Source organism: Rhodococcus sp. P4_B6 (assembly GCF_056402215.1).
On record NZ_JBFUHV010000003.1, the window covers coordinates 34,059 to 60,183 of the forward strand.

Annotated in this window: 28 protein-coding genes and 1 pseudogene; 2 read left to right on the forward strand and 27 right to left on the reverse strand. The window is 63.2% G+C overall.

The genetic code is table 11. The features are described from left to right. Nucleotides 1-182: 182 nt before the first annotated feature. The 8 genes from AC1DWT_RS01895 to AC1DWT_RS01930 form a co-directional block, all read right to left on the reverse strand. Complete coding sequence (locus tag AC1DWT_RS01895) at nucleotides 183-488, reverse strand: EthD family reductase (RefSeq protein ID WP_477919444.1); 306 nt, start codon at nucleotides 486-488, stop codon at nucleotides 183-185. 26 nt (nucleotides 489-514) lie between these two features. Further along, nucleotides 515-790: a dioxygenase family protein gene (locus AC1DWT_RS01900; RefSeq protein ID WP_477919445.1), complete on the reverse strand. Its 276-nt coding sequence runs from the start codon at nucleotides 788-790 to the stop codon at nucleotides 515-517. 28 nt (nucleotides 791-818) lie between these two features. Then, nucleotides 819-1,130, reverse strand: coding sequence for a dioxygenase family protein (locus AC1DWT_RS01905; protein WP_477919570.1), 312 nt, complete (start codon nucleotides 1,128-1,130; stop codon nucleotides 819-821). A 9-nt stretch (nucleotides 1,131-1,139) separates the two neighbouring features. After that, a complete protein-coding gene (locus AC1DWT_RS01910; protein ID WP_477919446.1) occupies nucleotides 1,140-2,462 on the reverse strand; it encodes a cytochrome P450 in 1,323 nt (440 codons plus the stop codon). An 83-nt stretch (nucleotides 2,463-2,545) separates the two neighbouring features. Further along, nucleotides 2,546-3,517, reverse strand: coding sequence for a PDR/VanB family oxidoreductase (locus AC1DWT_RS01915; RefSeq protein WP_477919447.1), 972 nt, complete (start codon nucleotides 3,515-3,517; stop codon nucleotides 2,546-2,548). 410 nt (nucleotides 3,518-3,927) lie between these two features. Next, nucleotides 3,928-4,161, reverse strand: a complete 234-nt coding sequence (locus tag AC1DWT_RS01920) for a hypothetical protein (RefSeq protein ID WP_477919448.1) — start codon at nucleotides 4,159-4,161, stop codon at nucleotides 3,928-3,930. Between the two features lie 445 nt (nucleotides 4,162-4,606). Further along, nucleotides 4,607-5,605 (reverse strand): AraC family transcriptional regulator, encoded by a 999-nt coding sequence (locus AC1DWT_RS01925; protein ID WP_477919449.1) that lies wholly within the window; start codon nucleotides 5,603-5,605, stop codon nucleotides 4,607-4,609. Between the two features lie 142 nt (nucleotides 5,606-5,747). Continuing rightward, nucleotides 5,748-6,008 (reverse strand): hypothetical protein, encoded by a 261-nt coding sequence (locus AC1DWT_RS01930; protein WP_477919451.1) that lies wholly within the window; start codon nucleotides 6,006-6,008, stop codon nucleotides 5,748-5,750. A 61-nt stretch (nucleotides 6,009-6,069) separates the two neighbouring features. Here AC1DWT_RS01930 and AC1DWT_RS01935 point away from each other — a divergent pair, with 61 nt between their 5' ends. After that, on the forward strand, nucleotides 6,070-6,318 hold the full coding sequence (locus AC1DWT_RS01935) for an IS110 family transposase (protein WP_477919453.1): 249 nt from the start codon (nucleotides 6,070-6,072) through the stop codon (nucleotides 6,316-6,318). Between the two features lie 543 nt (nucleotides 6,319-6,861). Next, nucleotides 6,862-7,011: a hypothetical protein gene (locus AC1DWT_RS01940; protein WP_477919455.1), complete on the forward strand. Its 150-nt coding sequence runs from the start codon at nucleotides 6,862-6,864 to the stop codon at nucleotides 7,009-7,011. Between the two features lie 90 nt (nucleotides 7,012-7,101). Here AC1DWT_RS01940 and AC1DWT_RS01945 read toward each other — a convergent pair whose 3' ends face one another. From AC1DWT_RS01945 to AC1DWT_RS02035, 19 genes and pseudogenes are all read right to left on the reverse strand, one after another. After that, nucleotides 7,102-8,223 (reverse strand): zeta toxin family protein, encoded by a 1,122-nt coding sequence (locus tag AC1DWT_RS01945; RefSeq protein ID WP_477919457.1) that lies wholly within the window; start codon nucleotides 8,221-8,223, stop codon nucleotides 7,102-7,104. A 3-nt stretch (nucleotides 8,224-8,226) separates the two neighbouring features. Further along, nucleotides 8,227-8,697, reverse strand: a complete 471-nt coding sequence (locus AC1DWT_RS01950; protein ID WP_477919458.1) for a helix-turn-helix domain-containing protein — start codon at nucleotides 8,695-8,697, stop codon at nucleotides 8,227-8,229. Between the two features lie 514 nt (nucleotides 8,698-9,211). Further along, on the reverse strand, nucleotides 9,212-10,090 hold the full coding sequence (locus tag AC1DWT_RS01955; protein WP_477919460.1) for a DODA-type extradiol aromatic ring-opening family dioxygenase: 879 nt from the start codon (nucleotides 10,088-10,090) through the stop codon (nucleotides 9,212-9,214). 196 nt (nucleotides 10,091-10,286) lie between these two features. Continuing rightward, a pseudogene (locus AC1DWT_RS01960) lies at nucleotides 10,287-10,410 on the reverse strand (IS6 family transposase); the annotation flags it as partial. Between the two features lie 700 nt (nucleotides 10,411-11,110). Beyond that, nucleotides 11,111-12,895, reverse strand: coding sequence for a CoA-transferase (locus AC1DWT_RS01965; protein ID WP_477919461.1), 1,785 nt, complete (start codon nucleotides 12,893-12,895; stop codon nucleotides 11,111-11,113). Between the two features lie 89 nt (nucleotides 12,896-12,984). Beyond that, a complete protein-coding gene (locus tag AC1DWT_RS01970; protein WP_477919463.1) occupies nucleotides 12,985-13,764 on the reverse strand; it encodes an enoyl-CoA hydratase/isomerase family protein in 780 nt (259 codons plus the stop codon). Nucleotides 13,765-13,838: 74 nt separating this feature from the next. Beyond that, a complete protein-coding gene (locus tag AC1DWT_RS01975) occupies nucleotides 13,839-15,002 on the reverse strand; it encodes an acyl-CoA dehydrogenase family protein (RefSeq protein ID WP_477919465.1) in 1,164 nt (387 codons plus the stop codon). Then, nucleotides 14,989-15,234: a PhlB family protein gene (locus AC1DWT_RS01980; protein WP_477919467.1), complete on the reverse strand. Its 246-nt coding sequence runs from the start codon at nucleotides 15,232-15,234 to the stop codon at nucleotides 14,989-14,991. Before AC1DWT_RS01980 ends, AC1DWT_RS01975 begins: the two co-directional genes overlap by 14 nt. A 175-nt stretch (nucleotides 15,235-15,409) precedes the next feature. Continuing rightward, on the reverse strand, nucleotides 15,410-16,582 hold the full coding sequence (locus AC1DWT_RS01985) for a thiolase family protein (RefSeq protein ID WP_477919469.1): 1,173 nt from the start codon (nucleotides 16,580-16,582) through the stop codon (nucleotides 15,410-15,412). A 160-nt stretch (nucleotides 16,583-16,742) separates the two neighbouring features. Further along, a complete protein-coding gene (locus tag AC1DWT_RS01990) occupies nucleotides 16,743-17,426 on the reverse strand; it encodes a GntR family transcriptional regulator (RefSeq protein ID WP_477919471.1) in 684 nt (227 codons plus the stop codon). A gap of 165 nt (nucleotides 17,427-17,591) precedes the next feature. After that, nucleotides 17,592-18,146: an isochorismatase family protein gene (locus AC1DWT_RS01995; RefSeq protein WP_095860478.1), complete on the reverse strand. Its 555-nt coding sequence runs from the start codon at nucleotides 18,144-18,146 to the stop codon at nucleotides 17,592-17,594. Between the two features lie 71 nt (nucleotides 18,147-18,217). Continuing rightward, nucleotides 18,218-18,508 carry a Dabb family protein gene (locus AC1DWT_RS02000; RefSeq protein ID WP_179377487.1) on the reverse strand — a complete coding sequence of 97 codons (291 nt, stop codon included), beginning with the start codon at nucleotides 18,506-18,508 and terminating at the stop codon, nucleotides 18,218-18,220. 150 nt (nucleotides 18,509-18,658) lie between these two features. Then, nucleotides 18,659-19,693, reverse strand: coding sequence for an LLM class flavin-dependent oxidoreductase (locus AC1DWT_RS02005; protein ID WP_477919474.1), 1,035 nt, complete (start codon nucleotides 19,691-19,693; stop codon nucleotides 18,659-18,661). A 66-nt stretch (nucleotides 19,694-19,759) separates the two neighbouring features. Continuing rightward, nucleotides 19,760-20,962 (reverse strand): NAD(P)/FAD-dependent oxidoreductase, encoded by a 1,203-nt coding sequence (locus AC1DWT_RS02010; protein WP_477919476.1) that lies wholly within the window; start codon nucleotides 20,960-20,962, stop codon nucleotides 19,760-19,762. Beyond that, nucleotides 20,956-21,444 carry a 2Fe-2S iron-sulfur cluster-binding protein gene (locus AC1DWT_RS02015; RefSeq protein ID WP_477919477.1) on the reverse strand — a complete coding sequence of 163 codons (489 nt, stop codon included), beginning with the start codon at nucleotides 21,442-21,444 and terminating at the stop codon, nucleotides 20,956-20,958. The genes AC1DWT_RS02010 and AC1DWT_RS02015 overlap by 7 nt, the downstream gene beginning before the upstream one ends. Then, entirely contained in the window at nucleotides 21,441-22,271 is an 831-nt protein-coding gene (locus AC1DWT_RS02020; protein ID WP_477919478.1) for a cupin domain-containing protein, read from the reverse strand. The genes AC1DWT_RS02015 and AC1DWT_RS02020 overlap by 4 nt, the downstream gene beginning before the upstream one ends. Nucleotides 22,272-22,321: 50 nt before the next feature. Further along, a complete protein-coding gene (locus tag AC1DWT_RS02025) occupies nucleotides 22,322-23,020 on the reverse strand; it encodes an HpcH/HpaI aldolase family protein (protein ID WP_477919479.1) in 699 nt (232 codons plus the stop codon). A 78-nt stretch (nucleotides 23,021-23,098) separates the two neighbouring features. Then, a complete protein-coding gene (locus tag AC1DWT_RS02030; protein WP_179377489.1) occupies nucleotides 23,099-24,700 on the reverse strand; it encodes a thiamine pyrophosphate-binding protein in 1,602 nt (533 codons plus the stop codon). Between the two features lie 142 nt (nucleotides 24,701-24,842). Next, nucleotides 24,843-26,081: a cytochrome P450 gene (locus AC1DWT_RS02035; RefSeq protein ID WP_477919481.1), complete on the reverse strand. Its 1,239-nt coding sequence runs from the start codon at nucleotides 26,079-26,081 to the stop codon at nucleotides 24,843-24,845. Nucleotides 26,082-26,125: the final 44 nt, after the last annotated feature.

Below are 26,125 nucleotides of genomic sequence, written 5' to 3' on the forward strand. Positions count from 1 at the left end.
GGTGAATGGCCAGTGGTATGTCGCTCGGTTCGCCAGTGGTGATTGCTGCCGGTCGAGCGGCGCACCGAACCTGCCTCTGCGGTTCCCCGACGGCACGTTCGAAACGCGAAGATAAGCGGAAGGGGGTCCTCCGCCAACAATAGATGGCGGAGAACCCCCGTCTGGTGACTGTGGCCGACCGGTTACGTGACGTTCTGTGCGAAGTGCAGGATCTGCACTCCCCCGGTAGCGAAGTTGGGTACATCGGCCTGAGCGGCTGCACCGTCGGGGGACGCGAGAGCCGCGCCCATGTCCTCTGCTGAATCGAAGTCCGCCTCGAAGATCGCCGCGAACGGTGAGTCACCTTCGGCTGCCGCGACGTCTACCGTGTGGCGGATCGCGCGGACGCCCGGGAGCTTGCGTGCGATCGGCAGGTGGGTGTCCCGGTAGTACGTGCGGAAGGCCTCGGGGTCGGTGGGTGGGCCATAGAGGACCATGAGTGTGTGCATGGTGTTCCCTTTCTGGAGAACATTGGTCAGGGTTGGACGGGGTCGAGGGTGACGTCGTAGTGCGTCTTTAGCACCCCATCCTGGTTGGGTTGAACGTCGAGGATCAGCTCGGGTTTGGTTGCCTGCGCGATGTCGTTGTCGAGCCACTGCCCGTCGCGGAAGTACAACTGGGTGGTCAGCGGGAAATATCCGAGTTTGCTGACAATCAGGTGTAGGCGAGCCGGCCTCCAGGGGCTCCACTCGGCAGATCTGATCAAGGCGCCGACAACACCATCGGTGGGGATCTGATAGGGAGCGGGCAAGATTGTGGTGATCTCGAATTTGCCGTGCTCATCTGTGACGGCGACGCCCCGGAGGTTTGCCGTCGGGGATGCCGGGTGCGAATCCCGAGTAGTAGCCGTCGGTGTCGGCGTGCCACAGGTCAAGTCGCGCGAACGGAACCGGTTCACCCTCGAGCCCGAGCGCCTGTCCGGTGAAGACAAGTGTCGCACCTCGCTCGTCCTCACGCATGGGAAGCGCAGTGTGCGAGGGCAGTGTCTTCTGTCCGGGGAGGTAGTAGGGGGCCGCTGACGAACCTGCCGAACGCGCTGCGCAATTCGCGGTCGCTGAACTTCCGCACGGCCGGAGGTGCGGGGGACAGATCCTGTTCGGTCACGGTCGATCCCCGGGCACCGGGTTCTGGGCGGGGTCCCACTGGACCAGCACGTGCTCGGGTCCTCGGAAGGAGGTGTTCGGCGAGTACGTCCACTCCTGCCCTTCCACCAGGTTCAGGTGCGGGAGCCGCTTGGTGGTCTCCTCGAGCATCACGCGCATCTCCATCCGGGCCAGGGCCTGCCCCAGGCAGTGGTGGATACCCCATCCGAACGCGAGGTGCTCGTCGGCGTTCTCGCGGGTGACGTCGAAGCGGTCGCCGTCGTCGAACATGGCGTCGTCGTGGTTGGCCGATCCGGTGAGCACGAGGATGCGTTCACCGGCGGCGATGTCGAAGCCGCCGATCGTCACCGGGCGGGTGGTCACTCGCCGCCAGGCCGGCACCGAGGACGCGTAGCGCAGGATCTCCTCGACCGCGTTCGGGATGAGGGAGGGGTCGTTGCAGAGCAGTTCCCACTGATCACGGTTCTCGAGCAACACCTTGAAACCGTTCGCCGTTGCGTTCGTGGTGGTCTCGTGGGAGGCGTAGAGGTGGCTCTGCATGATCGAGGCGAGGTAGGTCTTGTCCCACACGTCGTCGTTGCCGGCCTTCTGCCACGCCTTGATCGCGTTGCTCATGTAGTCGTCGCCGGGATTCTCGATCAGCCGCTCGACGTGTTCACGGGCGTACTCGAGGTAGGCGGCGAACTCGCCCGCCAACTCCACCTGCTGCTCGTCGGTCGGGCGGCCCCAGATCCACAGCGCGAAGCGGGACGCGTAGCCGCGGGCACGTTCGACCTCGGCCTCGGGAACACCCATCAGCACGAAGGCAGTCAGAGCGGGCACCTGGAATGTCATGTTGGCGACGATGTCGGCGTTGCCGGTCTTGACGATCGCGTCGAGGCAGTCCTTGACGAAACGGCGGGTGGTCGGTTCGATTTCGGCGACCCTGTCGTCGGTGACACCCTTGCGCAGCACACGGCGCCGCTTGGTGTGCAGCGGTGCGTCCTCGTCGACGAGCATCGTCGAGGGCACGAAGTCGACGGCGGCGAGTTTCTCCATCGCGGCCGGGCAGGGCGGTTTGATCAGCTCACCGGCGGCGGTGGCACTGTAGGACTCGGTGTCCTTGAAGATGGCGACCACATCCTCGTATTTGCTCACCACCCAGTACCCGATCTCGGGACTGTAGAAGACCGGCTCCTCGTTGCGCGCCTGAGTGAAGACGGCGTACGGGTCCTGCAGGTACTGCTCGTCGAACGGATTGAACTCCGCCGCGAACTGGCTCACCGGGCACTTGCCGGGCGAGGTTGCCGAACCGTGCGGCGCGGAGGTGGTTTCAGTCATGTCGATTCTCCTATGAATGGACGGGTGCGGTGATACGCCGGGCTGAGACGAGCCAGCGAATGTGAGGAATCGGTCGTGCCTCGTCAGAGATCGAGAACGAGCCGTGCGGAGCGGGCGCGTGAGCAGCAGATCATCATCACGTCGTTTTCGGCCTGCTCGTCCTCGTCGAGGATCTGATCGCGATGGTCGACTTCACCCTCGAGGACCGTGGTCTCGCAGGAACCGCAGACGCCTTCGGCGCAACTGTTCGACGCCTTGATGCCGCAGGCGAGGACGGCGTCGAGGATGGTCTGGTCGGGTGCGACGGTCAGCGTCTTGCCCGACCTCGACAGTTCGACTTCGAAGGCCACCTCGGCATTGGGGTCGAGCTCGACGGCGGTGCCGGAGAAGTGTTCGACATGCAACTGTTTCGACAGGCGGAGCTCGCCGGTGCGGGACGTGAGTGCCTCGAGGAGGCGCTGCGGTCCGCAACTGTAGATGTGCACCCCAGGACCGAGGTGCGAGTCGAGGAGGTCGTCGACGTTCATCCGGGTGCCTTCGTCGGACACGCAGAACTGAACATTGTCCTGGTCACCCAGTTGCTCGACGAATGCCATCTTCGTGCGGGAACGGCCGGCGTAGATCAGCCGATGCGGGCGCTGTTGGGACTCGGCGGTGCGGATCATCGGAAGCATCGGCGTGATCCCGATACCACCGGCGATGAACAGATACTCGTCGGCAGGCTTGAGCGGAAAATTGTTCCGCGGGTGCGACGTGGTGAGTGTTTCGCCCTTCTTGACCTCGTTGTGAATGTATTGCGATCCACCCCGGCTGTTCGGATCGCGCAGAACCGCGACCTCGTATCGAGATCGGTCGCCGGGGTCGCTGTGCAGCGAATACTGCCTGATCATGTCGCCGGGTAGGTGAATGTCTATGTGCGCGCCTGCTTCCCAGACGGGAAGGTCCTCTCCGGCGCTATCGATCAAACTCAGCGTGAGCACGTCGTCACATTCGCGGCGGACCTCATCCACGATCAGGTGCAGAACTGGCGTCGAATCGGATGCGACGGTGGACATAACAGCCTCCATGGCTTGGGAAGCGGGAAAATCGTCTAAGAGAGCGACTTTCAGTTCAGGGTCGAGGCCGACCCTGCCGATATCAGCTGTGTTCGGCCTCACTTACGAAGTTACGAAGTTGCCTACGTCATATCTATCCACACAGTGCCGCGGACTATCCACGTAGCGACAGCGACCTACGCACGAGCCAATGGGGTCCCGGTGGCATGCTCACCCGTTGAAGTCGCGCACATCAACGCAGGCCAGCGCCCCGCCGTTGCGCTGCCTGGTGGACAGCGGACCGTCGGGGCGGGGTCAAGTGCGTTCGATTTTCGTCAGCGGAGGTGCCCCGCAGGACACCCCGCTTGGGTTGTCACGCATGCAAGCCCGCCCGGCGGTAGCCGACCGTGCTCGCTTTCGTGTCGGCCAGCTCACGCGGCGACTGGCGCCGGGGACCAGTCGACTTCAACTGATTGAGCACCGGACAGCGCGAGCAAGGTGCGGATGGGTCCGCCTTCACAGAGCTGGCGGCTGACCTCCCCTTGCCGCGGCGCAGGGTCGCCGGATATCCCGAGTGTGGAGTCGCCGATCAACAGCTGAGGGGTGTGGGCGCTGGCGCTACGGATGCCCTCGATGAGCAGCGCTTCCTCGTTAACGATGTGCACCGGAACGTCGTGCGCGCCGCACGGTCTCTCCGATCATCAATATCACCTGCTCCGTACCCGTCGCCGGGTCATGAGAGGCAACGAGCCTGCCGCTGCACGACCCGAGGGCCACTCGAGTATCGAGTGTCAGAAGGGGGTTACTCCGGAAGGGGGTGCGTGCCTCGCGTTCGCCGAAGACCACGCGAGTCCGGGAGCTGGTAGACGGGGTCGTTGTGCTGTACATGTCGATCATCTCTTGCCACGTTGGTTCGGTGAGGTGTGAGGTGATCGGTCGGTCAGCGCCGTTCGGGGTGCTGGTCGGGCCGGTCTCCCGCTGCCCTTACCAACGAATCTAGGCACCCCACTCGGGCGGCTCTATCCCCAGAGCGCACGCCACTATCCACTGAGCGCCACATCTCGATGCCGCCCCGATCCCCGTTGCGATGGGCTGCCGGGCACCCGCTGTTCAGCCGTACCGCAAGGTCTGGGAAGGGCTGACGCCGTACATCTGCCGGTACTCGCGCGAGAACCGGCCGTAGTGAAAGAACCCCCACCGTGCCGCGATGCCGGCGACCGTCTCGGTGTCGTGCTGCGCACCGGCCAGGTCCTCGTGCGCCCGTTTCATTCGAACGCCGCGGAGATACTCCATCGGACTCGCATCCATGAACTCGCGGAATCCGCGATGGAGAGCACGCACGCTCAATCCCACCTCGCGGGCGATGTCGGCCGGTGTCAGCGGCAGGGCGGCATGGGCGTTGATGTACTCGACGGCGTGACGAATGGTGGCCGGCGCGGTCAACGCCGCAGGGGACGCCAGATCGACCGAATACTGATGGTCGGTCAAAGACAGCAGGCCTACGACGATCGAGTACGTCAACGGCTGGGCCATCATCGGGTTCGCCATCATCGACCCGGCGATCTGGCTCTGATATGTGTTCAGAACAAGTGTGCGCCAGGCATTTCCATCAATGCCGGCCAGGTCGAGACCGCCATGGATCCGGACCGGCTCGGTGACCGGCCGACCCAGCAGATCCTGCAGCGCGGCGTGCACGGCCGCACGGTCGAGCTTCATCGCGAACATGTTCAGCCGACTGTTCGGCGGCGTCAGGATCCGGGCATCAGTACCGGTCTGATAGACCACCGCACTGTTCTCTTCGACAATGGTCTGTTCACCGTTCGACTCCGACAGCAGCCGACCCGACAACGGGATGTTCACGTGGTAGCCCTCGATGGCGGGACACAAGAGGTCGCTGTTGCTGTTGTACCGGAGCTGGCCCGCCACCATCGGACCGGTCACCACCGCTTTCAGATCTGCTTCGAACCGGGACACCGCCGCAACCCGTGTGAGCTCGTGAGGATGAAACACCTGCCCCACACCTGCGGTCGCCTCCTCGACGTCTCCGCTATGCAAGAGGATCGGCGCGGACGACGGATCACTGCCCCGAGAGATATACGACGCAGTCATTCCTTTGATCGCCTTTCCATGGTCGGCAAGGGGCTCCCTACGATCACACGAGCCAACAGCTCCCCTCCCACTCCGACGTGCGATATACGAGCATCTGACCGAATAGCGCCCGTGAGAGCATGGTCTGCATCACTATTTTATGTCAACGATTCCTTGTTTCCCTGTTCGCGGGCGCGTACGGCTTCCCGCCGTCGGGATCCAGACTCGACGGGGGCGCGTCTGGGCTCACGTTGTACGCCACCCCGATCTCCCGGACCTCCCGGACCTTGGTGAACGGCTCCGCCGGTTCGAGGCCACCGGCGCGCACGATGGTGTCGAGCAGTCGAGGCACCAGACGGGTTGCTGCGAGTGGCGAAGGCCGCTGGCCGCCGCAATCCGTGGTCGAGCACTCCTGAGTCGGCACCGCCGCTCCTCACCCCTTCTGCGGACGACCCCGTCTGACCGCACCGATCTCTCACCCGCACATGTCCGACCCGCTCGACGCGTTCCAGGCGGCCGTCACCGCACTGTCCGGGCGCGGGCTGGCGACCCCGAAAGACCGCGACGGGCTGGTCGAATCGATGCGGATCCTGCTCACCGAACGGTCCTCGGTTCGCAAGGCCCGAGGCGCGGCGATGAACCAGATCCATGCTCTGCTGGTGACCGCACCGGAACAGATCCGCGCTACCTACCGAAATCTCGGCAGCGTGAAACTCGTTGCCGCACTGGCTTGATCACGGCCGACTCCCGGTCACGGCCCGGAGCACCCCTCCGCGGCTCTTTGAATCGACTGGCCGTGCGCCATCAGTAGCACACGTCCGACATCGATGGCATCGACACCCAGCTCGGTGAGCTGGCCGCCCAGGTCAACCCGGCCCTATTGCAGCTGCCCGGCGTCGGCCCTCTCGTCGCCAGCCAGCTTCTGGTCGCCTGCGGTGACAACCCGAACGACTGAGCAGCGAGCAGCGGTTCGCCGCACTCTGGAACTGAACCCATCCCCGTCTCGTCGGGTAAGCATCAGCGGCACCGGCTCCCGGGGCGATGACCGCACCGCCAACTCCGCGATCCATCGCATCGTGCTCGTGCGGATGTCCGCCGGTGACACACGCACCGTCGACTACATTGCGCGACGCACAGCGAAGGCAAGTCCGAGCGCGAGATCATCCGCTGCCTCAAACGCTTCGTCGCGCGAGGTCTTCAATCTCATCCGGAATTCGCTGCCAGTAAATAGCGGCACAGGCCAACGTCGCCGAACACTGGCCATCCCGATCAGCACGGTGGCAACCGCACTCGCGGTTCCCTACCAGCGCATACGCCGTCTGGAGATCGGGCAACGCCTCGACCCCGATCTCGCCGCCACCTACTCGCGGTGGCTCACCGACCGCGAGCAGCAGTCCAGCTCCCTATCCCTGGCCGACACGGCTTGACAGGAGCATCCCATCTTCATGGACGCAACCCCTTATCCAGCACGTCACGGCACCGCTACAAGCATCAGTACCCATATGGGTCATAGGTCCCTACAGGTCGAGGTCTTGGGAGGTTTCCTGGCCAGGATCGAGGGTAGCGGAGCCGGTGTTCTCGGTAGGTGGCCGGCCGAGTCGTCCCGGTGGGCGGTATGCCTGTACTTCGCGTGCGTCCGGTATGTCGGCGCTGACGCTCGTTGGCCGAGACGATGCTTCAGGCAACGGAACCGGGGTGAGTTCGCCGCCCTCGACGAGTCGTTCGTGGCGTTCGACGTGTTCGGCGGCGGCATCGGCCGACGTGGTGCGATACAGGTCGTATCGGGTGACGGCGGTGTGGTCCTCGCTGACTTCGCGTGCGTTGACCTCGGTCACCGACTTGCCGTGCAGCGGTGTGTTGTCCGGCGCCCGGAACTCGGTGAAAATGCTGTCGAGGGCGGTCACGGGCACCCACCGCCCACCGAGACAGCGCTCGGGGTCCGTTGGGGCGTCGAGGGCCTGGAGGAACCCGCGCCGCCACCGAGCCACGATCCGCTTCGCCGCCACGTCTTTCGGGGCTTCGACGTCGACCACCTGGATTCGATACCCGGCCTCGGCCAGGCCGGCGACGAGGCGCTCGGCGTGCGGCTTCCACCCCAGGGTGCCGTCGACGATGACATTCTCTCCCCGGTCGACGGCCTCACGCTCGGCGGCCGTGAACAAGAACCCCGTGGACTCGTGATGCACGAGAGCGGACAACTCGAACGGGTAGAACCTGCTCGTCTGCCCCGGGGCGACCCGCAGGTCCGGCGGCAACAGCTCCTGCAGGGTGCCGTCTTCCATCGCTGCTTCGAGCAGGTAGCGCTTGAACACGTCGGCATCGAGTTCGCGCCATTGCCGCTGGTCGTGGCCGTGGAACAACCGATCGTGGGTGGAGGACTTGCCGGACCCCGGTGGCCCCGCGAGCAGGATCGCGGACAGCTCGGTAACCACATGTGGGTTCGCGGCCCGCCACTGTTCGAGGATCCGCTCGTGCAGCTGCGTTCGGCGGGCGGTCGGGGTGAGCACCCCGTCGACGGTGCGGAACCACCTCGGGTTGTTCACCGACGCGTACGCAGCGTCCGGGTGCAGCGGGCCGTCCGCGGTGGACAGTGAGGCGAGGAACGCGCGGCGGTGCTCGATCTCGTCGGGTGCCAGCACAGGTCAGTCGTCCGCCAGGGCGTCGAGCACGGCGTCGTAGTCCTCATCGGTCAGCAGACCGTCGCGCAGTGCGCGCCCGACCTGGTTGTTGAAACCGCCCTCGACCACCGGTGCGCCGTCGTTTGCCCAGGGGATCGGGTTGGGATCGGCGGGCCGCTCGTAGCGCCAGGTGGTCAGCTCACGCAAGGCGATGTCCCGGTCGAGCTCGCCGGCGGCGTAGCGGGCCGCGATCTCATAAGGGGTGCCGCCGTGTGTACCGGGGCGCACATCTGGTGCATTGACTCGCGCCCGACGCAGCATCTCGCTGATCGTCGGCTGGCTGACCCCGACGAGCGTCGCCAACTTCATCTGCGTGTAGCCGCGCTCATGGAGCTGGCGGAGCCGCCGTAGGTAGGCGATGTGGGCGGCCACCTCGCGGGCCTTCTCACGACCCAGGTCAGCAACCAGTTCGTCGGCGTTCATCGTGACTGTCATCGCTCCACCTCCTATAAGAAATCCTATACTGGCTGGTGGAGCCCGTAAAGACCACCTGGTGGTCTGTCTGCGATTCTGATTTGCGGACAGCGGACGGTCGCGTTTGGACTTTGACGCTGGCGTCTTCCGCGGGCCCTTCCCGTACCCAAGGGCTTTGGGTTCGGCGTTCCAGTGCTGCGCCCACATGGTGATCGCGTCGGAAAGGTCCGCGACGCCGCGGCACAGCCGCTTATCTGTCAATTCTGTGAACCACCGTTCGATCAGGTTCAGCCAGGAACTCGACGTCGGCGTGTAGTGCAGTGCCACACCGGCGACAGTTCTTGTGCGCCAACCACGCTTTGGTTTCCGGGGTCGAGTGCTCGGAAAGATTGTCCAGCATTAGATTAGGCGGTAAGACGCCCCGGACCCGGCGAGTTTCCGCATATCACATCCTTGCACTCGGCCGACGCGCGCCGATCATGTCAGAAACCGCATGAACCGCTCCTTCCCTTTCGGCGACCACAAAGCGTTTGGTTCAGTTCACCTGGATGGATCGGATGGAGTTGCCGAAGGCAATTCGTTCAATCACTGTGGTCGCGGCCGTGCCAACATTGGTGGCGGCGCCCATGGTGAGTAGCAGCGGCACGAAGTGGTCGGCAGTGGGATGCGCAACGTTCGCACCGGGTCCCTGGGTGCGGTAGTCGATCAGGGCGTCGACGTCGCCGCGACTCAATGCGTCGGCGGCCCACTCGTCGAAGGCCGCGCCGTGGCCGAGGAGGCCCGGGTCGCGCATGACGGCGAAGCTGTGGGTCATGAACCCCGACCCGATGATGAGGAAACCCTCCTCACGCAGATGCCGGATCCGTTGGCCGAGGTTCAGCAGTGCCTCTGGATCGAGACTGGGCATGCTCAGCTGCACCACCGGCACGTCGGCGGCGGGGTACATCGCCATCAGCGGGATGAAGGCGCCGTGGTCGAGGCCGCGGTCGGTGAACTCGTGCACGGTGGTGGTGTCGCGGAGCGTTCCCGCGAGGCGGCGAGCCAGGTGGGTGGCGTCGGGTGTGGCGTACTGCAAGGTGTAGTAGCGGGGGTGGAAACCGCCGAAGTCGTAGTACAGCGGTGTGCCCGCCGCCGCACCGGTGATGGCGACCGGGGCGTTCTCCCAGTGCGCGGAGACTACGACGATTCCCCGGGGTTTGGGCATGGACTGCGCCCAGGTGAACAGGTCATCGAGCCACCGCGGGTCGTCCAGGGTGGGCGGGGCGCCGTGGCTGACGAACAGCGACGGCAGTGGCCCGTCCTCGGCTGTCCAAGCCCGCTGGCCACGGGCCAGCGGCAGCACTCGCGCGAGCAGGTCGTCGTAGGCTCCGGTGGGAAACTCGGGATTGAACGGGTCGTGGGCCTGATCGGTCATCGGTATGCCTTGCTGTCGTTGTCGAAGAGGGCTCGAATCGGCACGGATGCGACCTGTGTCAGAAGGCGTACGGGCCGAAACGACCCCATGCCACGAAGGCGGTCAGGGCGAGCCGTATCACGTTGATGCCGATAAGCGTAGCAGCACAGTTGGTTTTTGAGCTGTTGCTATGGAACACCCTCGGGTTGCGCTCCTTTCAGGCGGCAACGTCGGTCGCGGTGACCTCCTGCCAGACCGCGAAGCGGTCGGGCATCTCGGTACGCCATTCGGGCCCCGAGAGCCGGTGCCTGGCCCGGCCGGAAGTGCGCGGTGGGCGATACTGGCAGTCATGCCGCAACTTTCATGGGGATCCAGTTCAGGACGGTCCGCATGGCATTACCGAAGTACTTCGGGTCGGTGATCAGCCATCCGTGGCCGCCCGAATCGAACACTTTCAAAACACTCTCTGAGTGAGGCCCCAGCCCAGCCCTCATATCGTCTAAATTGGTGCAACTCAGGCGCTAAGCTCGAGGCGCTGCTCGTGGCCGGCACCGTCCTATTGCCGACTCGAACCGATCTCGCACGTAAGCGTTGAGCAACCGATCCGCCACCGACTGCTCGATTCCCGCATCCTTCACGGCATCAGCCAGAACTTCACCGAAACGCCTCCGCGAAACACCGAACCTCACGAAGATCTCCTCGTTCGAGGGGCCACCGTATGGCTCCCAGATCACTGCGAGTCGCAAGATCTCCTCTCCTTCGGGCGACAACCGTGACGCCCGAAGCTGTGCCCGATCGACGCGTGCCCGACGATCTGTTCCTGTCGCGCTGCCGTGAATTGCGTTGGATTGCCTCATTCCAGGAGGATGAGATCGGTAGCGTGGGATCAGTCCCGCCTCGGATACACCTTCCACTGTTACTCCCTCGTCTTGTGCCATTGCTGCCTCGCTTCGCGTCTGTCCCGTCGGATCCATCTACCTCCCGTCGCACCGCCAGCACACCACTCGAGTCGTACGCTGTGTACGCCACATCGCCTGCGAACTACCGATCGCGGAGATAGAACTTCTGCGGATCGAACGCACGGAGGATCGTCAGCTCCTCATCCGACGGCGGAGCTTCGATGGTGAGCCCATCACTGACTTCGAATGTGAACCCGGTCCGTTCGCGGGTTTCACGAAGGCCCTCTGCTACAGTCGCTCCCGCCGCAGGCAACAAGGAAGTGAGAACGAACTCTCCGGTGCTCGGCGATCGGTCGAACACGCACAGTTCGGTGACGATCGTCTGGACTTTCGCGCCCGGTGAGGTGATGTAGGGTACCGCCTCGACAAGTCGCGTACGGTCGTGACCGACCGTGACGATCACCTCCTCCGCACCCGACAAGACGTCGTTGGCCCCGCCGGATCCGACAATGAAACGGCCGTCGTCGGAGTATGTGGAGTTGATCGCACCGGTTTTGTCGATCTGTCCGGCACCGACCAATCCGACAGCTGATGTCCCTGGTCCGGATACATACATACCCAACACGCTCATCACGTCCACCAACAGCTTGTTCGTCGGAACATTCTGACCGGCAAAGATGAACGGCTCACCGGGAAGCGGTGAGTAGTCGAAGAGACCGATCTCCGCCATCAACGCGACATCGACTTCGTCCTTCCGTAATTGTTTGACACCCACCCACGCAGCGAGGTTGGACAGTCCCACTCCGGCAAGAACCGCATGATGTCCACGTCGCATGACGGACCGACGGAGTGCACGGGAAGTCGCGATCACCTGGTGCTCCACCGGCGTGGCCGGCTCAATGGGCGAGGGAACTGCAACTGCAATCTCGTTGGTGGAGACATCTCGCCGAATCAGCGACTTCAGTCGATCGTCCCCGAGGAGTCGGCGGTACTCGTCCACCCCATTGATTCCTGTCACCCATTGCTCGATGTGGCGACGGAAGGTCTCCGGCGATTTGCTGGCCTTCAGCGTGTCCAGAACGAAATCCAGGTCTTCGCCGTATCCCTCCACTTCGGGAACACCCGGGTTATTGAATCCAAACGGATGTGCACCGAAAGGTACCTCACACACTGCGCGGACGACGTGCGCTGGAATTCGCGTGCGTGTATTCATCTTTCGGATTTCGGCGGTGGACACAATGCGTTCCACCGTGACGATTACACCCTGTTTGGCGGCCAGCGCTCCCACCTGCCCTTCACCGTACGGGGCAGCCAGAATGACGTTTCCGTGCGCATCGGCAGCTGCACCGTGCATGACGACGATGTCCGGTCGCAACGCAGAGACCAGGCTTGTGTCCGATCCGCCGTCGAGTGCGGCCAGGTCGATCAACTCGCCGCGAGCCGCTGCCTCGTCCCCCATCGAACTTCCCCGCATCGATTTGACGGGGAAGTGGGACACTCCCAACGCCCCCGCAGTCAACCGCGCGAGCAAGGACCACAGCGACCAATGTTCGATCTGTACCTGACCGCTGGAAATGGCCCTCACGAGGGCGGGATTGGGGCGTGCCACCGGAAAGTTCTCACCGGCGAACGACGCGATCACCTTACGGACCAACCCGAGTTCGATCAACGAGTGTTGAATGTTGACCATTCCCGCAGTCACCAGGGTGAACTGTGGATCGGTTCCGTTGAACACGCGTGCGACTGCCATGAGCGCAGCATTGGGGCGAGCATCCGAATAGGCCGCGTGGATCGTGTTGCCCGGCTCGACAAACGAACGGATCGCATCGTCGAGCGCCATGACCTTCGACTTCCCTTCGTCTTTGCGAAGGCCGAAATCGATGGTTGTGCCGTTTACGGATGGAGTCGAGGACTCGGAAGTGGTCATGATGTCATCGTCAATCCGCCATACAAAACATCCGTCAAATCCAACACCACAAATACACCTCTCCCGCTATTTGTTCTCTGAGCAAAAGATCATCTGAATACTGGAACGGACCGCGCCCGAAACGCTTCGAAACCGGTACGTGCATCGGAGCCGGCCATATGCCGAACCGCTATGTCACGCTCCAGTGCAATCGCATCCCACAGAGGCCGGTCACGCCCGAGCGCGACCGCCGATTTGATCGCTGCGCTCGCATGTATGCTCTTGTCCGCAAGGAGCTCCGCCATCTGTTGGGCTCGTTCGACCACCTCGGCTTCCGGCGCGACCACATTGGCCAGCCCGTACGAGACCGCAGTGTCGGCCTCGATGCCTTCACCTGACATCAGCATCCACTTCGCGTGGCGCTCGGCGATCTGGCGCGGCAACCGCTGCGTCGAGCCACCGGCCGGAAACAGTCCGTAGTTGGCGTGCTGATCGCCCAACACCGTCCGGTCACCGACGACGACGAAATCGCAGACTTGGGTGAGCTCGAATCCACCGGCGAGGGCGAATCCGTGGACCGCGGCGATAGTCGGTCGGTCGGACTTCTCCACGACGGCGAGCGACGCGTGCCAGAAGTCCAGGAACTCGCTGAACGCTGCGGTGTCGCCGGCAATCTCGGATACTTCACCGAGATCTCCGCCCGCCGAGAATGCCTTGCCGGCGCCTCTCAGTACGATCACGCGGACCGCGGGTTCGTGATCGAGGAGCGAGATCGCGGTGCGGACACCGCGCAGGACACCTCGGTTGATCGCGTTCATCTTTCCGGCACGGTTGAGAATCACGTGGGCGACCGGACCGTCGAATTCCACCTGCACCTGACCATCCGACACATTCGAGACGGTGTCGGCAGCCGCAGACGGGCCTGACGGAGCGGTCGAGGTGTGCCGGCCTCCCGGTGGCGGTGTCATCGCGCCGCGTCCCCAAAGTACGAGCGTGCGATCAGCATCCGCAGGATCTGGTTGGTGCCCTCGTAGATCTGGCCGATCTTGGCGTCTCGCATCAGCATCTCCACCGGGAAGTCGCTGACATATCCCGCTCCGCCGTGGACCTGGACCGCGTTGGACGTCGCTTCCATTGCCGTGTCGGATGCCAGGGTCTTCGCGATTGCAGCCAGCCTCGATGCGTCCGGATGCCCGGCGACGAGGGCGTGCATCGCGTCGTACACCACCGAGCGTGACGCTTGCACACCGATCGACATGTCGGCGACGAGGAACTGCACGCCCTGGTACGAGGCGATCTCCTTGCCGAACTGTCGGCGCTGCGTCGCGTAGGCGGTCGCTGCGTCGAGGGCGCCCTGAGCGATTCCCAGGCACATGGCCGCAACACCGACGCGTCCCTCGTCGAAGCCCCGCATCAGGTAGGTGAATCCTCGGTCGACCTCGYCGATGACGTGGTCTGCCGGAACGCGGACGTCGTCGAAGATCATTTCTGCCGTCGCCGAGCCGTGGAGGCCCATCTTCCGCTCCCACCGGCCGACGTTCACGCCGGCGCGGTCCGCCTCCACGAAGATCAGAGACAGCCCCCGTGATCCTTCTCCGCCGGTGCGCGCCAGGACGGTGTAGAAATCGGCGAATCCACCGTTGGTGATGAATCGCTTGGTGCCGTTGATGATCCAGTCGTCACCGTCGCGCCGCGCGTTCGTGGTGATTCGCGCGAGGTCCGAACCGTGGTCGGGTTCGGTGGCGGCAATGGCGCCCATCCGCGTTCCCGAAGCCGCGTCCTCCAGCAGTGGACGGACCCAGTCGGGTTCGTCCGGTCCCGTCGCATTGAGCGCGATCACCTTGGTGGCGAGCCAGTGTGCCGTCAGGTACGTGCACGCGCTGGGATAGGTGCGGGCCAGCTGCTCCAACACCACTGCCTGGTGCCGGACGTCGCTGTCGCCGCCGCCGTATTCCTCCGGTACTACGAGTCCGAAGAATCCCGCTGAAGCGAGGATGGCTCGAATCTCCGGCGAGAAGGTGCCGGAACGCTCTGTCTCGTCGATGAGGGGTCGAATCTTCTCCGTTGCCACACGGTGTGTGACATCCACGAGGTCTCTCAGCTGCTCGTCAAGGTCAGAGTGCAGCATGGCTACCCACCCTCCTGAACACCGGTGCCAGAATCTGTGATTCGGCCGATCCGATCGGTTCGACGAACATTTCGACGACCTCGCCGTGCTCGGGATTGCCTTCGCCGGGCTCACACCCGATCTGCGCGAAGAAGCGGGGCCCCTCCTCCAGGTCGATGAATCCGGCCCAGAACGGTTCGTCGAATCCGCTCGGCGGCAACGAGATATGAACGGCCTCGTAGATTGTGCCCAATCCGCTGAGCTGGATCGGTTCGCATGTCACCTGGTGGTTACAGCACACCTCGCGTTGCGGAATGCGTACATCGCCACAGCTCGGGCAACGGCTCGCGGCCAGCCGCGGTGACTGCGTGTCCACTTGGAGGAGCAATGACCGCCCCAGCGACAGTTCTCCCAATTCTTTCATGCTTCTACCGTCCGTACTTGGTCAGAATGGTGATACAGGAAGTAGCGAAGTCGTCTTCGTGGAAGCCACCCGAGATGTGTGCGAGAGCAGTCTTCGCTCCGAGCACTTGGCGGGCACCTGCGCGGCCGAGCAGCTGATCGGCCAGCTCGACGATCTGGGCGACTCCCGTGGCGCCGAGGGGATGCCCTCGGTTCAGGAGCCCACCACCGGTGTTGACGGGAAGTCGGCCACCGAGCGCGGTCTCTCCACTTTCGACCAGTTTTCCACCGGAGCCCGGTTCGCAGAAGCCGAGATCTTCGTAGTGGATGATCTCACCGATGGTGAAGGAATCGTGGACTTCGGCGACATCGAGGTCGTCGGGTCCGATTCCGGCCTTCTCGTAGGCTCGCTGCGAGGTGACCCTGTCGAGACCGAAGGAGGTCATGTCTCGGTCTTGGGTTCGGTAGTAACCGGTACCCGCCGACGACACTTCGATCTTGATCTTCGGCTCGATCCCGAGTCGCTCCGCCCCCGCCTCGCTGACGATGATCGCGGCTGCAGCGCCATCGCCGGTCGGGCAGCAATCGAGTAGGTTCAGCGGCCACACGACCGGCCTCGACGACAGGACGTCATCCAAGGTGTATGGGTCTCGATACTGCGCGCGAGGGTTGTCGGCTGCAGCCGTCCGGTTCTTCACCGCAACCGCGGCGATCTGTTCGCGCGTGGTTCCGTACACCTCCATGTGACGGCGGGCGGCCATGGCGTAGTATGCGGGCGGTGTGTATCCGGCTTCGCTCTGAAAGGCCATACCGTCAGAGGTGAGAGGCCTGCCCGTTACATTGCGCTGCGACATCTTCTCCACGCCGATCGCGAGCGCGACATCGTGGGTACCGGACGAGACAGCCATAGTGGCGATGTTGAACGCCATCGCGCCTGATGCACAGAATGCCTTTTCGTTGTAGACGGGCACACCTTCGATACCGGCTTCCCAGCCGATGAGCTGACCGACGCCACTCTCTCTCGACTGGAGGGTGCCGCTCCGCGCGGAACCGCAGGCCAATACTTCGATGTCGCATGGACCGAGGCCGGCGTCGGCCAGCGCCTCGAGGACAGCCTCTCGACCCAACGAGCCCAGATCCGTCTCTGGAAACTTGCCGAACGGTGTCATACCGACACCTACCAGGAAGGTATCGCGCATGTCTTCTCCTTTGTATACCGTATACCGTTATTGGGAAATGGAACCCGTGAAAGATTCATTGGTCGACCAGGTACGCGAGGGTGAATCGATCGAACACCCCCGCTGAACGGCTTACGACATACATCCGCGAAGAACGGGCGCGCGAGGGAAGCTGTTCGTCCTAGTCCAAGTCGATGCCGAGGCTTTCGAGGTATTCGATGAGTCCACGCCCGGAGCTGATGACATGCTCCACCATGAGATCCCGAGCCGCGCGGTGCTTGCGCCGAGTCATCGCCTCGATGATCTCGGCATGCTCGGTAATCGACCGCTCGCTCCACTGCGGCAATTGAGCCAAGTAGTCTCGCGGCAGATCGACCGAAACTTTCCGAATCGCGACAAGAAGCTTGCGCGAGCCGGCCATCCGATTGATTCTGCGATGAAAAGTCCAGTTCAGATCGACCATCGCGTCCAAGTCGTCCGCGTGGGCCGCCTGAACCATCCGACTCTGCATTACTTGCAGCTCATCGAGTTCCGACTGCTCGGCACGCCGGGAAGCACGTTCTGTCGCCATGCCGGTCAAGACACCCTGGATGGTGAAGGCATCGAGGAGATCCTCGCGCGTCAGCGGTGCGACCACGATCCGCCGATTGCTGTCGACCGTCATCAGTCCTTCTTCGACCAAGATGCGCAACGCGTCGCGAACTGGCATTCGACTGGTACCGAAGCGATCGCACATTTCCTGCTGCGAGACGCGAGTGCCCGGACGCAGAACTCCGAGTATGATGTCGTGCCTCAGCGAATCCGCAATCTGATTGCCGAGCGGACTTCTTTGCAGTTCGGAAGTGTATGTGCTGGTTGCCGCCACGTTTTGTCCCTGCCAATCGCCACATCTTCGAACGCCGCTAGTGAGTACGCTCGTATCCTATCCAGGTCCACCACGCTCACTGTGGCCACTCTCGCCCACGACCCACCGGCGGGCGCCGCCACTTCCGGTCGACTGGGTTGCCGACTCGCGAAGTGGCTCGCCCACTCAGCGGACCGCCGCGAGCACCTCGTCCGTTGTCGAAATCTCCGCCACGTGCGGGAGCACCGATTCGAGAGCGTGATTGTTGACCGTTGCGTCGAGGTCACCCACCGCATCACCGACGACCACGACGTTGATGCTCCGGTCGTACGCTCCGCGAGCGGTCGACTCGACCGCGAAGCTCGTGGTGACGCCGGTGAGAACCAGCTGGCCGACCTTCAGCTCCGACAGCAGCTCCGAGAATCGGTCATCGTGGAAGGAACCCATTGCATACTTGGTGAACGTCTTGTCCGAATCCTGAACCTTTAGCTCGGGAAGAAGCTCGGTCCAGTTCTCCGGCAGCGAGCCGCCCGGATCGGTGACCTCTTTCCGAGCGGTACTGCCGCCGGCCACGTTCACCCAGATCACCGGCAGGCCCTTCTTGCGGAATGCCTCTGCGAGAGCGACCGATCGGTCGATGATCTCGCTCATGGCGTTCGGCACGGACGGAAGACCCGCGGTACCGACCTGCAGGTCGAGAACCACCAGCGCAGCGTTGTCGTCAATCGAGGTCAGTGACATTTCGAGATCCCTTCGGTTGGATGTTCTGATAGAGAGAGTTATCGGTCGAATCGGCTGAGGGTGTCCCACGCTCAGCCGTCGAAGTCGACCACCGTGCGATCGGCCACGCCCTTCTTGATCAGCTCGGCCAGGTCGACGTGTGTCGGGTGCTTCGCGTACGCCTCGTAGTCGGAGGCCGCACCGAGCTCGACGATGATTGCGTAATCCCAGCTACCGCTGGTCAATCCGATGTCGGCCCCATAGGCGACGCCGCGGACCTGTTCGATTTCCTGTGGCAGCGTGTCGATCTTGCTCCCGACATCGGCGATGTATGACTCATCGGCATCGGTGTTGAACTTGATGAGGACTACGTGTGTGAACATATGAAACTCCAGGTAGTAGTGACCCGACCGACGACCGCTGTGGTCCGTCGCAGTCCGTTTCGACCCGGCATTCAGGAGCCCTCTGTAATAGCAGAGTACACACTCACAGTATACCGTATCCATAATGCACGTCTATCGTGACCAGGCGAGCTACACGCCGACCCGACCGCTACGCAACTTCGGGAGCACGTCCCTACCCACCAGATCGATCATCTCGTCTTTGTCTCCGCTCGCACCGACACAAAGGATGTTGTGGACGCCCAACTCACGGAGTCCTTCGAGTCTCTCCACCCACTGCGCTGGAGAACCGACCACACCCATACGCTCGATCAGGTAATTCCGCAGTGCCTCGTCGTCGAGCAATCGCCGATTCGGGTTGCCGGCATCGGTGCGGAGGTGCGCGCTCATATCGTAGTTCTCGGCGAGTGTATGGATCTTCGAATGATGCACCGATGGAACATCTTCGAGACCCGCGTCCCGGCGGGTGAGGAATGCTCCCGCCGCCGCCATCGACGGCAGGCAGTCGTAGCGGGCCTCCTCCGTGGTCACGCCGATGCTCGTCCGCGCGTACCAGCACAGCGTGATATCGGAGGGGTCCCGCCCGGCCGCCAGCGCTCCGGCGGCCACGTGCTGTTTCGCGCTCTCGATCAACTCCGGGGTGAGGCCGGACTCGATGATGACGGCGTCCGCCAATTCCCCACCCACGCGCAGGGCACGCGGTCCGGAGGCACACACCACGATCGGCACGGGCTTGGCATCCCAGCTCAGTCGCATCTCGACACCCCGATAGGTCGTTTTCCCAACCGACCAGAGTTCGCGTAATGCCTCGATGTGCTCACGCAGGTCACGCACGCTGACCTTCTGACGTGCACGACCCGTCCCGATCCCGATGAAGACACGACCCGGGTGGATGGTTTCCACCGAGGAGAACGCGGTGGCGACCACCAACGGATCACGATGGGTCGGGGTGGTGATCGTCGTACCCACGTGGCAACGCTCTGCAGCCTGCGCGACATGGGTCAGGGACACGTACGTGTCCAACATGTGTTCCGGGTTGTCGCCGACGGTGACGAAGGAGAACCCGGCCTCATCCGCAGCCTTCGTTTGTCGCGCAACGTCCGTCAGGTTCAGTGAATTGAGCACCATCCCGATACCGACGGGCGTCACTTCGTCCGAGTCATTCATATCCTTCACTTTCGTTGCGTTCGCAGCCCTTCGGGACGGAGCCCGGAACTCGTCGACGAATCACGCTCAGCGCGACTTGGATTCCTCTTTGAGTCGGGTGGTGAGCTTCTTCCGCGCCGCCATGTGATCCCGCGGTGCATTCACCGATTCGGTTCCGAGCAAGGTCTCGTCGGCAAAACAATGAATCGAGAACTTGTCGGGGTCGACGGATTCCTGCACCGACCGGGTGTGTCCCTCCACCAGCCCGGCGATCTGCAGCTTGCGCCCGAACTGTTCCGTCCAGAACCAGGGAACCGCGCGGTACGGTTCGGAGTAATCCTCGATGATCTGGTGGGCGATATAGCGCGCCTGATCGGTGGCGTTCTGCACCGACTCGAGGCGTGTAAGGATCGGCGGGGTGCCATCCGACCCGAGAATCGGATACCGAGCGCAGTCACCGACGGCCGAGATATCGGGATCCGTCGTCTTCAGGAACTCGTCGACCAGGATCCCTCGGTCGGTCGCCAGACCGGACCTCGCGGCCAGCGAATCGTTGGCGTCTGCGCCGATCCCGACGACCACGAGGTCCGCGTCCACCTTGGTCCCGTCGGATGCCACGACCGACGTCACACGATCATCGCGACCTTCGACGGCTGTCACACCCGTCCCGAGACGCAGATCCACGCCGCCGGCCCGATGCACATTCTCGAAGTACCGCGACATCGGCTGCGAGACAGCACGTGCCATCAATCGGTTTCCGACCTCGAAGACCACGACCTGCTTTCCCGCCGATGCGGCCATAGCCGCGGACTCGAGCCCGATGAACCCACCACCGATCACGACCACGTTCCGGGCGTCGGCAATCCTGCCTCGCAACTCCGATGCGTCGCTTGCCGTTGCAAGGTTGAGCACACCTTCGAGGTCGCCGCCCGGCACCGGCAGTTTACGGGGAACGGACCCTGTTGCGATAACCAGATGATCGTAGGAGAGGGGGTCGTGCCCGTCGATCACGACCTGCTTCGCGGGTCGATCGATTGCCGTCACGTGATGGCCCGAGATCAGTTCGATCTGTTCGTCGGCGTAGTAGGTCGCGGGTCGGAACACTCCGTCATCGAGTTCTTGCTTACCCCAGAGGAACTCTTTGCTCAGCGGTGGGCGCTGATACGGAACCCGGTTCTCACTGTCGATCAGGGTCAGCTCGCCGGTCCAGCCTTTCGACCGGAGAAAGAAGGCGATGTGGAAGCCGGCGTGCCCTGCCCCGAGGACGACGACCCGCCGCGGCGTCACCACAGCTGCTCTTCCGGTACATGCACCACGAGCCCGTCCAGCTTGTCGCAGGCGTCGATCTGGCACGAGAGCCGACTGTTGGGTCGACGATCGGAGGCCGCCTCTTCGAGCATCACGTCCTCCTCCTCCGACGGCTCCGGCAGCTTGTCCAGGTATCCCTCGTCGACGTAGACGTGACACGTCGCGCACATGGCCTGCCCGCCGCATTCACCGAGGATGCCGGCGATGCCCTTGGCCTGCGCAGCGAGCATCAGCGACTTACCTGCGGGTACATCGCATATCTCGAGGGAGCCATCGGGCTGAACATAGGTAATTTTCGACATGGCGTGACACGCCTTCCTATTCGATGCCTGAGCGGAAAACCATTGCACCGGCGCACTGAACGACGTACCTGCAGGGGATCCCACTCGATGAATCTTCTGTATACAGTATACGGTTTTGTGGTCACATTTCAATACCCGCCTTCGCGGGCGGGGTGGGGTCATGCCCCGGGTTCGACTATCGGCAGGCGGAGCAGAAGCGCCTCACCGTCTTCGACGCCCGTGAGCGTGTGCGTGTCGCCGAAATCGGAGAACATGACGGATCGCGCCGTGAGGTTCTGGCCTTCGGAGGACAACTCTCCGCTCGCCACCCACACCAGGGTCGTACGTTCCGAACCCAGTTCGATCTCCTGACCGGGCTTCCACTTCACGGCCTGCACGTTCACGTCCTCGTCGGTGAAGTGTCCGAGATCCTTCACCGCAAGGCCGGATTCTGTTGCGCTCCAGTCGTAACCGGATGTTTTCATCACGATCGGCTGACCGTACTTCGGCGATGGAATAGTCAGCGGCGTTCCGGTGACGGTTTCCCACACGGCCATATTTCCGTCACGACGCACGGGGCGTCCCTTGGTGTCCGTTGTATGGTAGTAGCCGTCCTTGAACGTGCCCTTCTTCGCCAGCTCCTCGAACGCGCGGTTCGACTTCTCGCGAGTGACCCAGCCGCGACTCCACTGGATCAGGAGGATCTCCGCTTCCTCGATGGTCTCCGGGCCGTAGTACGCGCCGGCGGGGAAGTAGGTGACATCGCCTCCCTCCGCAACCTGCTCGAACCCGTAGTCCGTCAGCCCACTCAGCGTCACACGGAACTGAGCGAAGTCGTGCCGATGCCTCGGGGCGGTGAACGCCTCGTCGGACTTGTGGTAGTAGACCAGGTCTGTCGTGTATCCGATGCCTTCGGCGAGCTCGTTCTCGCGAAGGAATTTTCGTGAGATCTTTCCGGTTCGGGTATTCGCCGTAACCGGCTCCCACGGAATCGACTCAGTGTCCAGCACGAACATTGTTTCTCCAATCCGGTCCGATTCGATCTCGGACTGCTATGTAGTCAGGAAAAGGTTGCCCACGATTCGCGGGTCCGGGCGATACCGGCGTCGATGTATCCGACGTCGCTGCCCATGGTCACCAACGTTGCTCCCTGCGAAATCCAATGTTTCGCAGCAGCTTCCGTGCCGGTGAAAACACCGAATGGAACCTTGTGGCGGGCACACGAACGGGCTACCACCGATACCGCTTCGGCCACCTCCGGTGCACCCGGATCGAGGATGTGGCCCATCGACACCGCCAGGTCACCCACACCGACAAAGAGACCGGAGAGGCCGTCGACCGTCGCGATCTCGTCGATCACGTCCACACCTGCAACATCCTCGACCATCGCGAGGACGGCAATATTGTCGTTTGCTCTGGCCAAGTAGTCGGCGCGGGTCCCGTACAGGCGGCTCGCACGGCGCGGACCGAACCCGCGGTTTCCCCGGGGCGCATACAACGAGGATGCGACGACAGCCTCACAATCGGCCTTGGAACTCACGCCGGGGACAAGCACACCCTCGGCGCCCAGGTCCAGGGCGTGCTTGATGTACACGTCGGCCTTGTCCGCGACCCGCACTATCACCGTGGAATCACTCGGATGAAGTGCGGTGAGCACACCTTGCAGCTGCTCGGCGCTCATCGCCGAGTGTTCGGTATCGACGATCAACGCATCCATCTGCGATCGCGCCATCAGTTCCGCGACGAACGGATCCGGCACGGTCACAAAGCTCGCTGCCGAAACTTCGCCACTTCGGAGTCGAGCCAACAGAGTATTGTCACGCATCGCGAGCCTTCCTTACGCCTTGGCCGGATCGATTCGAACTTCGAGCAATGCGGGTCCGCTCGCGAAGTCGAGACTGCTCAGAGCCTCGTCCAATTCGACGAAGTTCGAAGCCGTATATCCCTGTGCGCCGATGGATTTTGCGATCTCTCCGAAGTCAGGCCAGGTGAGCGTTGTAAATCCCGGTTCCATATCCCGACCCGTCAACTGGACATACTCGGCACCGTACGCGAAGTCGTTCAACAGCAGGACGACGAGATTCCGCTTCTGCTGAACTGCCATCACGAGGTCCGACAACCCACCGAGAGCGAACCCACCGTCTCCGACCGCAACGAGGACGGGGCGGTCCGGTGCTGCATAAGTGGCGCCGAGCGCCACCGACATGCCGCAGCCGATTGCTCCGAAGCTCACCGCGTGCGCGTACGACTGCGGCTCCTCCACCTCCAACGCCGTGAACGCCTGCTTGATGAACCGTCCGTTGTCGGTCACCACCACCCTGTTCTTCGGCACTGCGGCATTGACCCGCGCAAGGATTGCTGCGGTATCGAAGTTTCCGGTGGTGGCCCGAGACGGCCGATCGTCGTCGGCACCCGCGGATACGAGCGCAATTGCGGTATCGACGAACTTCGAGGCCGGCACTTCCGCGTCATCCAGGAGTTGCGCCATGGCATCGGCAGCCGATTGCGCATCGCCGAGGACCGCAACGTCGACGGTCGTGGACTTGTCGAGCCTGGTCGCATCGGTGTCGACGTGCACGACGCGCTTTCCACGCACCAACGATCCTTCGGCGGTAGTCCACGGGTTGAGCCCACAGCCGAACGCGATGACGCAGTCGCTGTGCGTGATGACCTGCAGCGCAGCCTCGTGGCTCAGCGTCCCGAAAACCCCGAGGTTCTGCGGGAGTCCCCGGAACTGGTCCTTTCCGCGAAGGGTCGTCGCCAGTGGTGCACCCACCCTTTCGGCGAACCGTGCGATGGCCTCGGTCGCGCCGGACAATGCGACGCCACGTCCGGCGAGCACCAACGGACGGGCCGACGAAGCAATGAGCCCCACCGCATCCTCGATCGACTCCGTTGCCGGCAGAGAGGGCACGGCGTCGATCGACGCACGGACGGCACGGTACTCCACCTCTTGCCATTGGATTTCGATCGGCACGTTCAGCACGACCGGGATCCGCTCGACCCATGCGCGTCGGACCGCGGCCGCGACATCCGCCACGGCGGACTCCGCGGACCGGACCCGCTCGAATGCAACACCCGCTGCCAGTGCGACCATGCGCTGGTCGATGTCCTGGATGTGTTCGCGCTGCGAGAGGGGCGAATCGCCAGCAATCAGCAGCAGTGGTTGCCGAGCGCGCTCGGCCTCGACCAGAGCTGTGAGTGTGTTGGTCAAGCCCGGACCGTGCGTCACCGACGCCACGGCCAGTTTGCCGGAGACCTGGCCGTAGCCGACCGCGGAGAGTACCGCGCCACCCTCACTCGCTGCGCCGATGTACTCGGCATCGGCCATCTCGTGGAAGCTGTTCATGATGAACAGGTTGGCGTCACCGAGTACACCGAACACCTTGCGAATGTCGTTGTCGTAGAGCGCCCTTGCGAGCGCCTCGCACACTTGCATGAAACTCGTCCCTCTCAGTTGGTCGCTTGCTGCCTTACACGCGGCGCACCCGCCCGGACGCGGAGGTCGAGTTCCTGTTCGACCCTCCGGTCCGGGCCGCATCCGGCAAAAGCAGTGCCGTCCGCGTGCGGGCTGCCTGCTGCTACTTCGTGAACACCAGCTCGGCGTCGTACCAGCTGTTCCGCAGTACATGCACCACCGGAGTCGGCTCGGACATCGACTCGATCGCGCTGAAGCGGTCGAGCAGCTCGGTCAGGAAAATTCGCATGGTGGCACGCACGAGCTGCGCCGCAATGCACGAACGCGGGCCGTAGCCGAACGCCACATGCTGCAGCGCGTTCGTCCGTCCCACGTCGAACGTGTACGGGTCGTCGAACGCCGAACCGTCGACGTTACCCGCCGCGAACAGGAGGAAGATCCGCTGTCCCTTCTTGATCTTCTGCCCGCCGAGTTCGGTGTCCTCCAGTGCGGTACGGAGGAACGACCGAGCGGGTGACACCCAGCGGAGGGACTCCTCGATTGCCGAACCGATAAGCGACCGGTCTTCGCGGAGACGCGTGTACTGCTCCGGGAACTGGGCGAAGGCGAGGAGCATGCCGGTCATGAGTGCCCGGGTGGTGTCACTGCCCGCCGCGAGAACCGTGGTGCAGTAGGCGATGATGTTCGAATCGGACACCGGCTTGCCGTCCAGTGTCGCATCGACCATGTCCGTGACGAGCCCGGGGCTGGGATCGCGACGACTACGCTCGATCTCCTCGGCGAAGGTCCCGTTCATCGTGGCGAAGGTGGCCTTTGCCTCGGCGATCTGCTCCGGAGTCTCGACGGAGTTCATGGCTTCCAGGGCGTCGCTCCATCGCTTGACTTCCTCGACGGTCCTGCCGTGGATGCCCAGTAGCCGCGTGGCGATCATGATCGGAAGCAGATCCGCGAACTCGGCGACGAAATCGATCGGCTTTCCCGGCTCGATCTTGTCGAACAGCTCTCGGACGAAGCCTTCGATCGTCGGCCGCATCGCGTTGATGTTGCGGATCGCAAATGCCGGGCTGATGAGACCGCGGAGCGTCTTGTGACGTTCCGGCGGGTCCGCGAAGGCGAAGTGTTCCGCATCTGCGGGGAACAATCCGTCGAACACCGATTCGGTGGTGGCGGCGGTCTTCATCATGCGAAGGTCGTTGAGGAACATGCCGTGTCCCGACGAGAACACATCGTTCCGCTTCGCTCCCTCGCGAAGGTCGTCCAACCGCGTGATGATGAAGACATCGAGCGGTTCGTAGTAGTGGATCGGATCGTTCTCCTGCAGCTCCTTGTACACCGGCCACGGATCGTTCACATAGAAGTTGGGGTCTTCGAAAGGGATGGGTGTCTCCACGCTGAGTGTCATGACTGTCCTATGAAGTGAGGAATAGTTGATGTCGAATCGAGGTC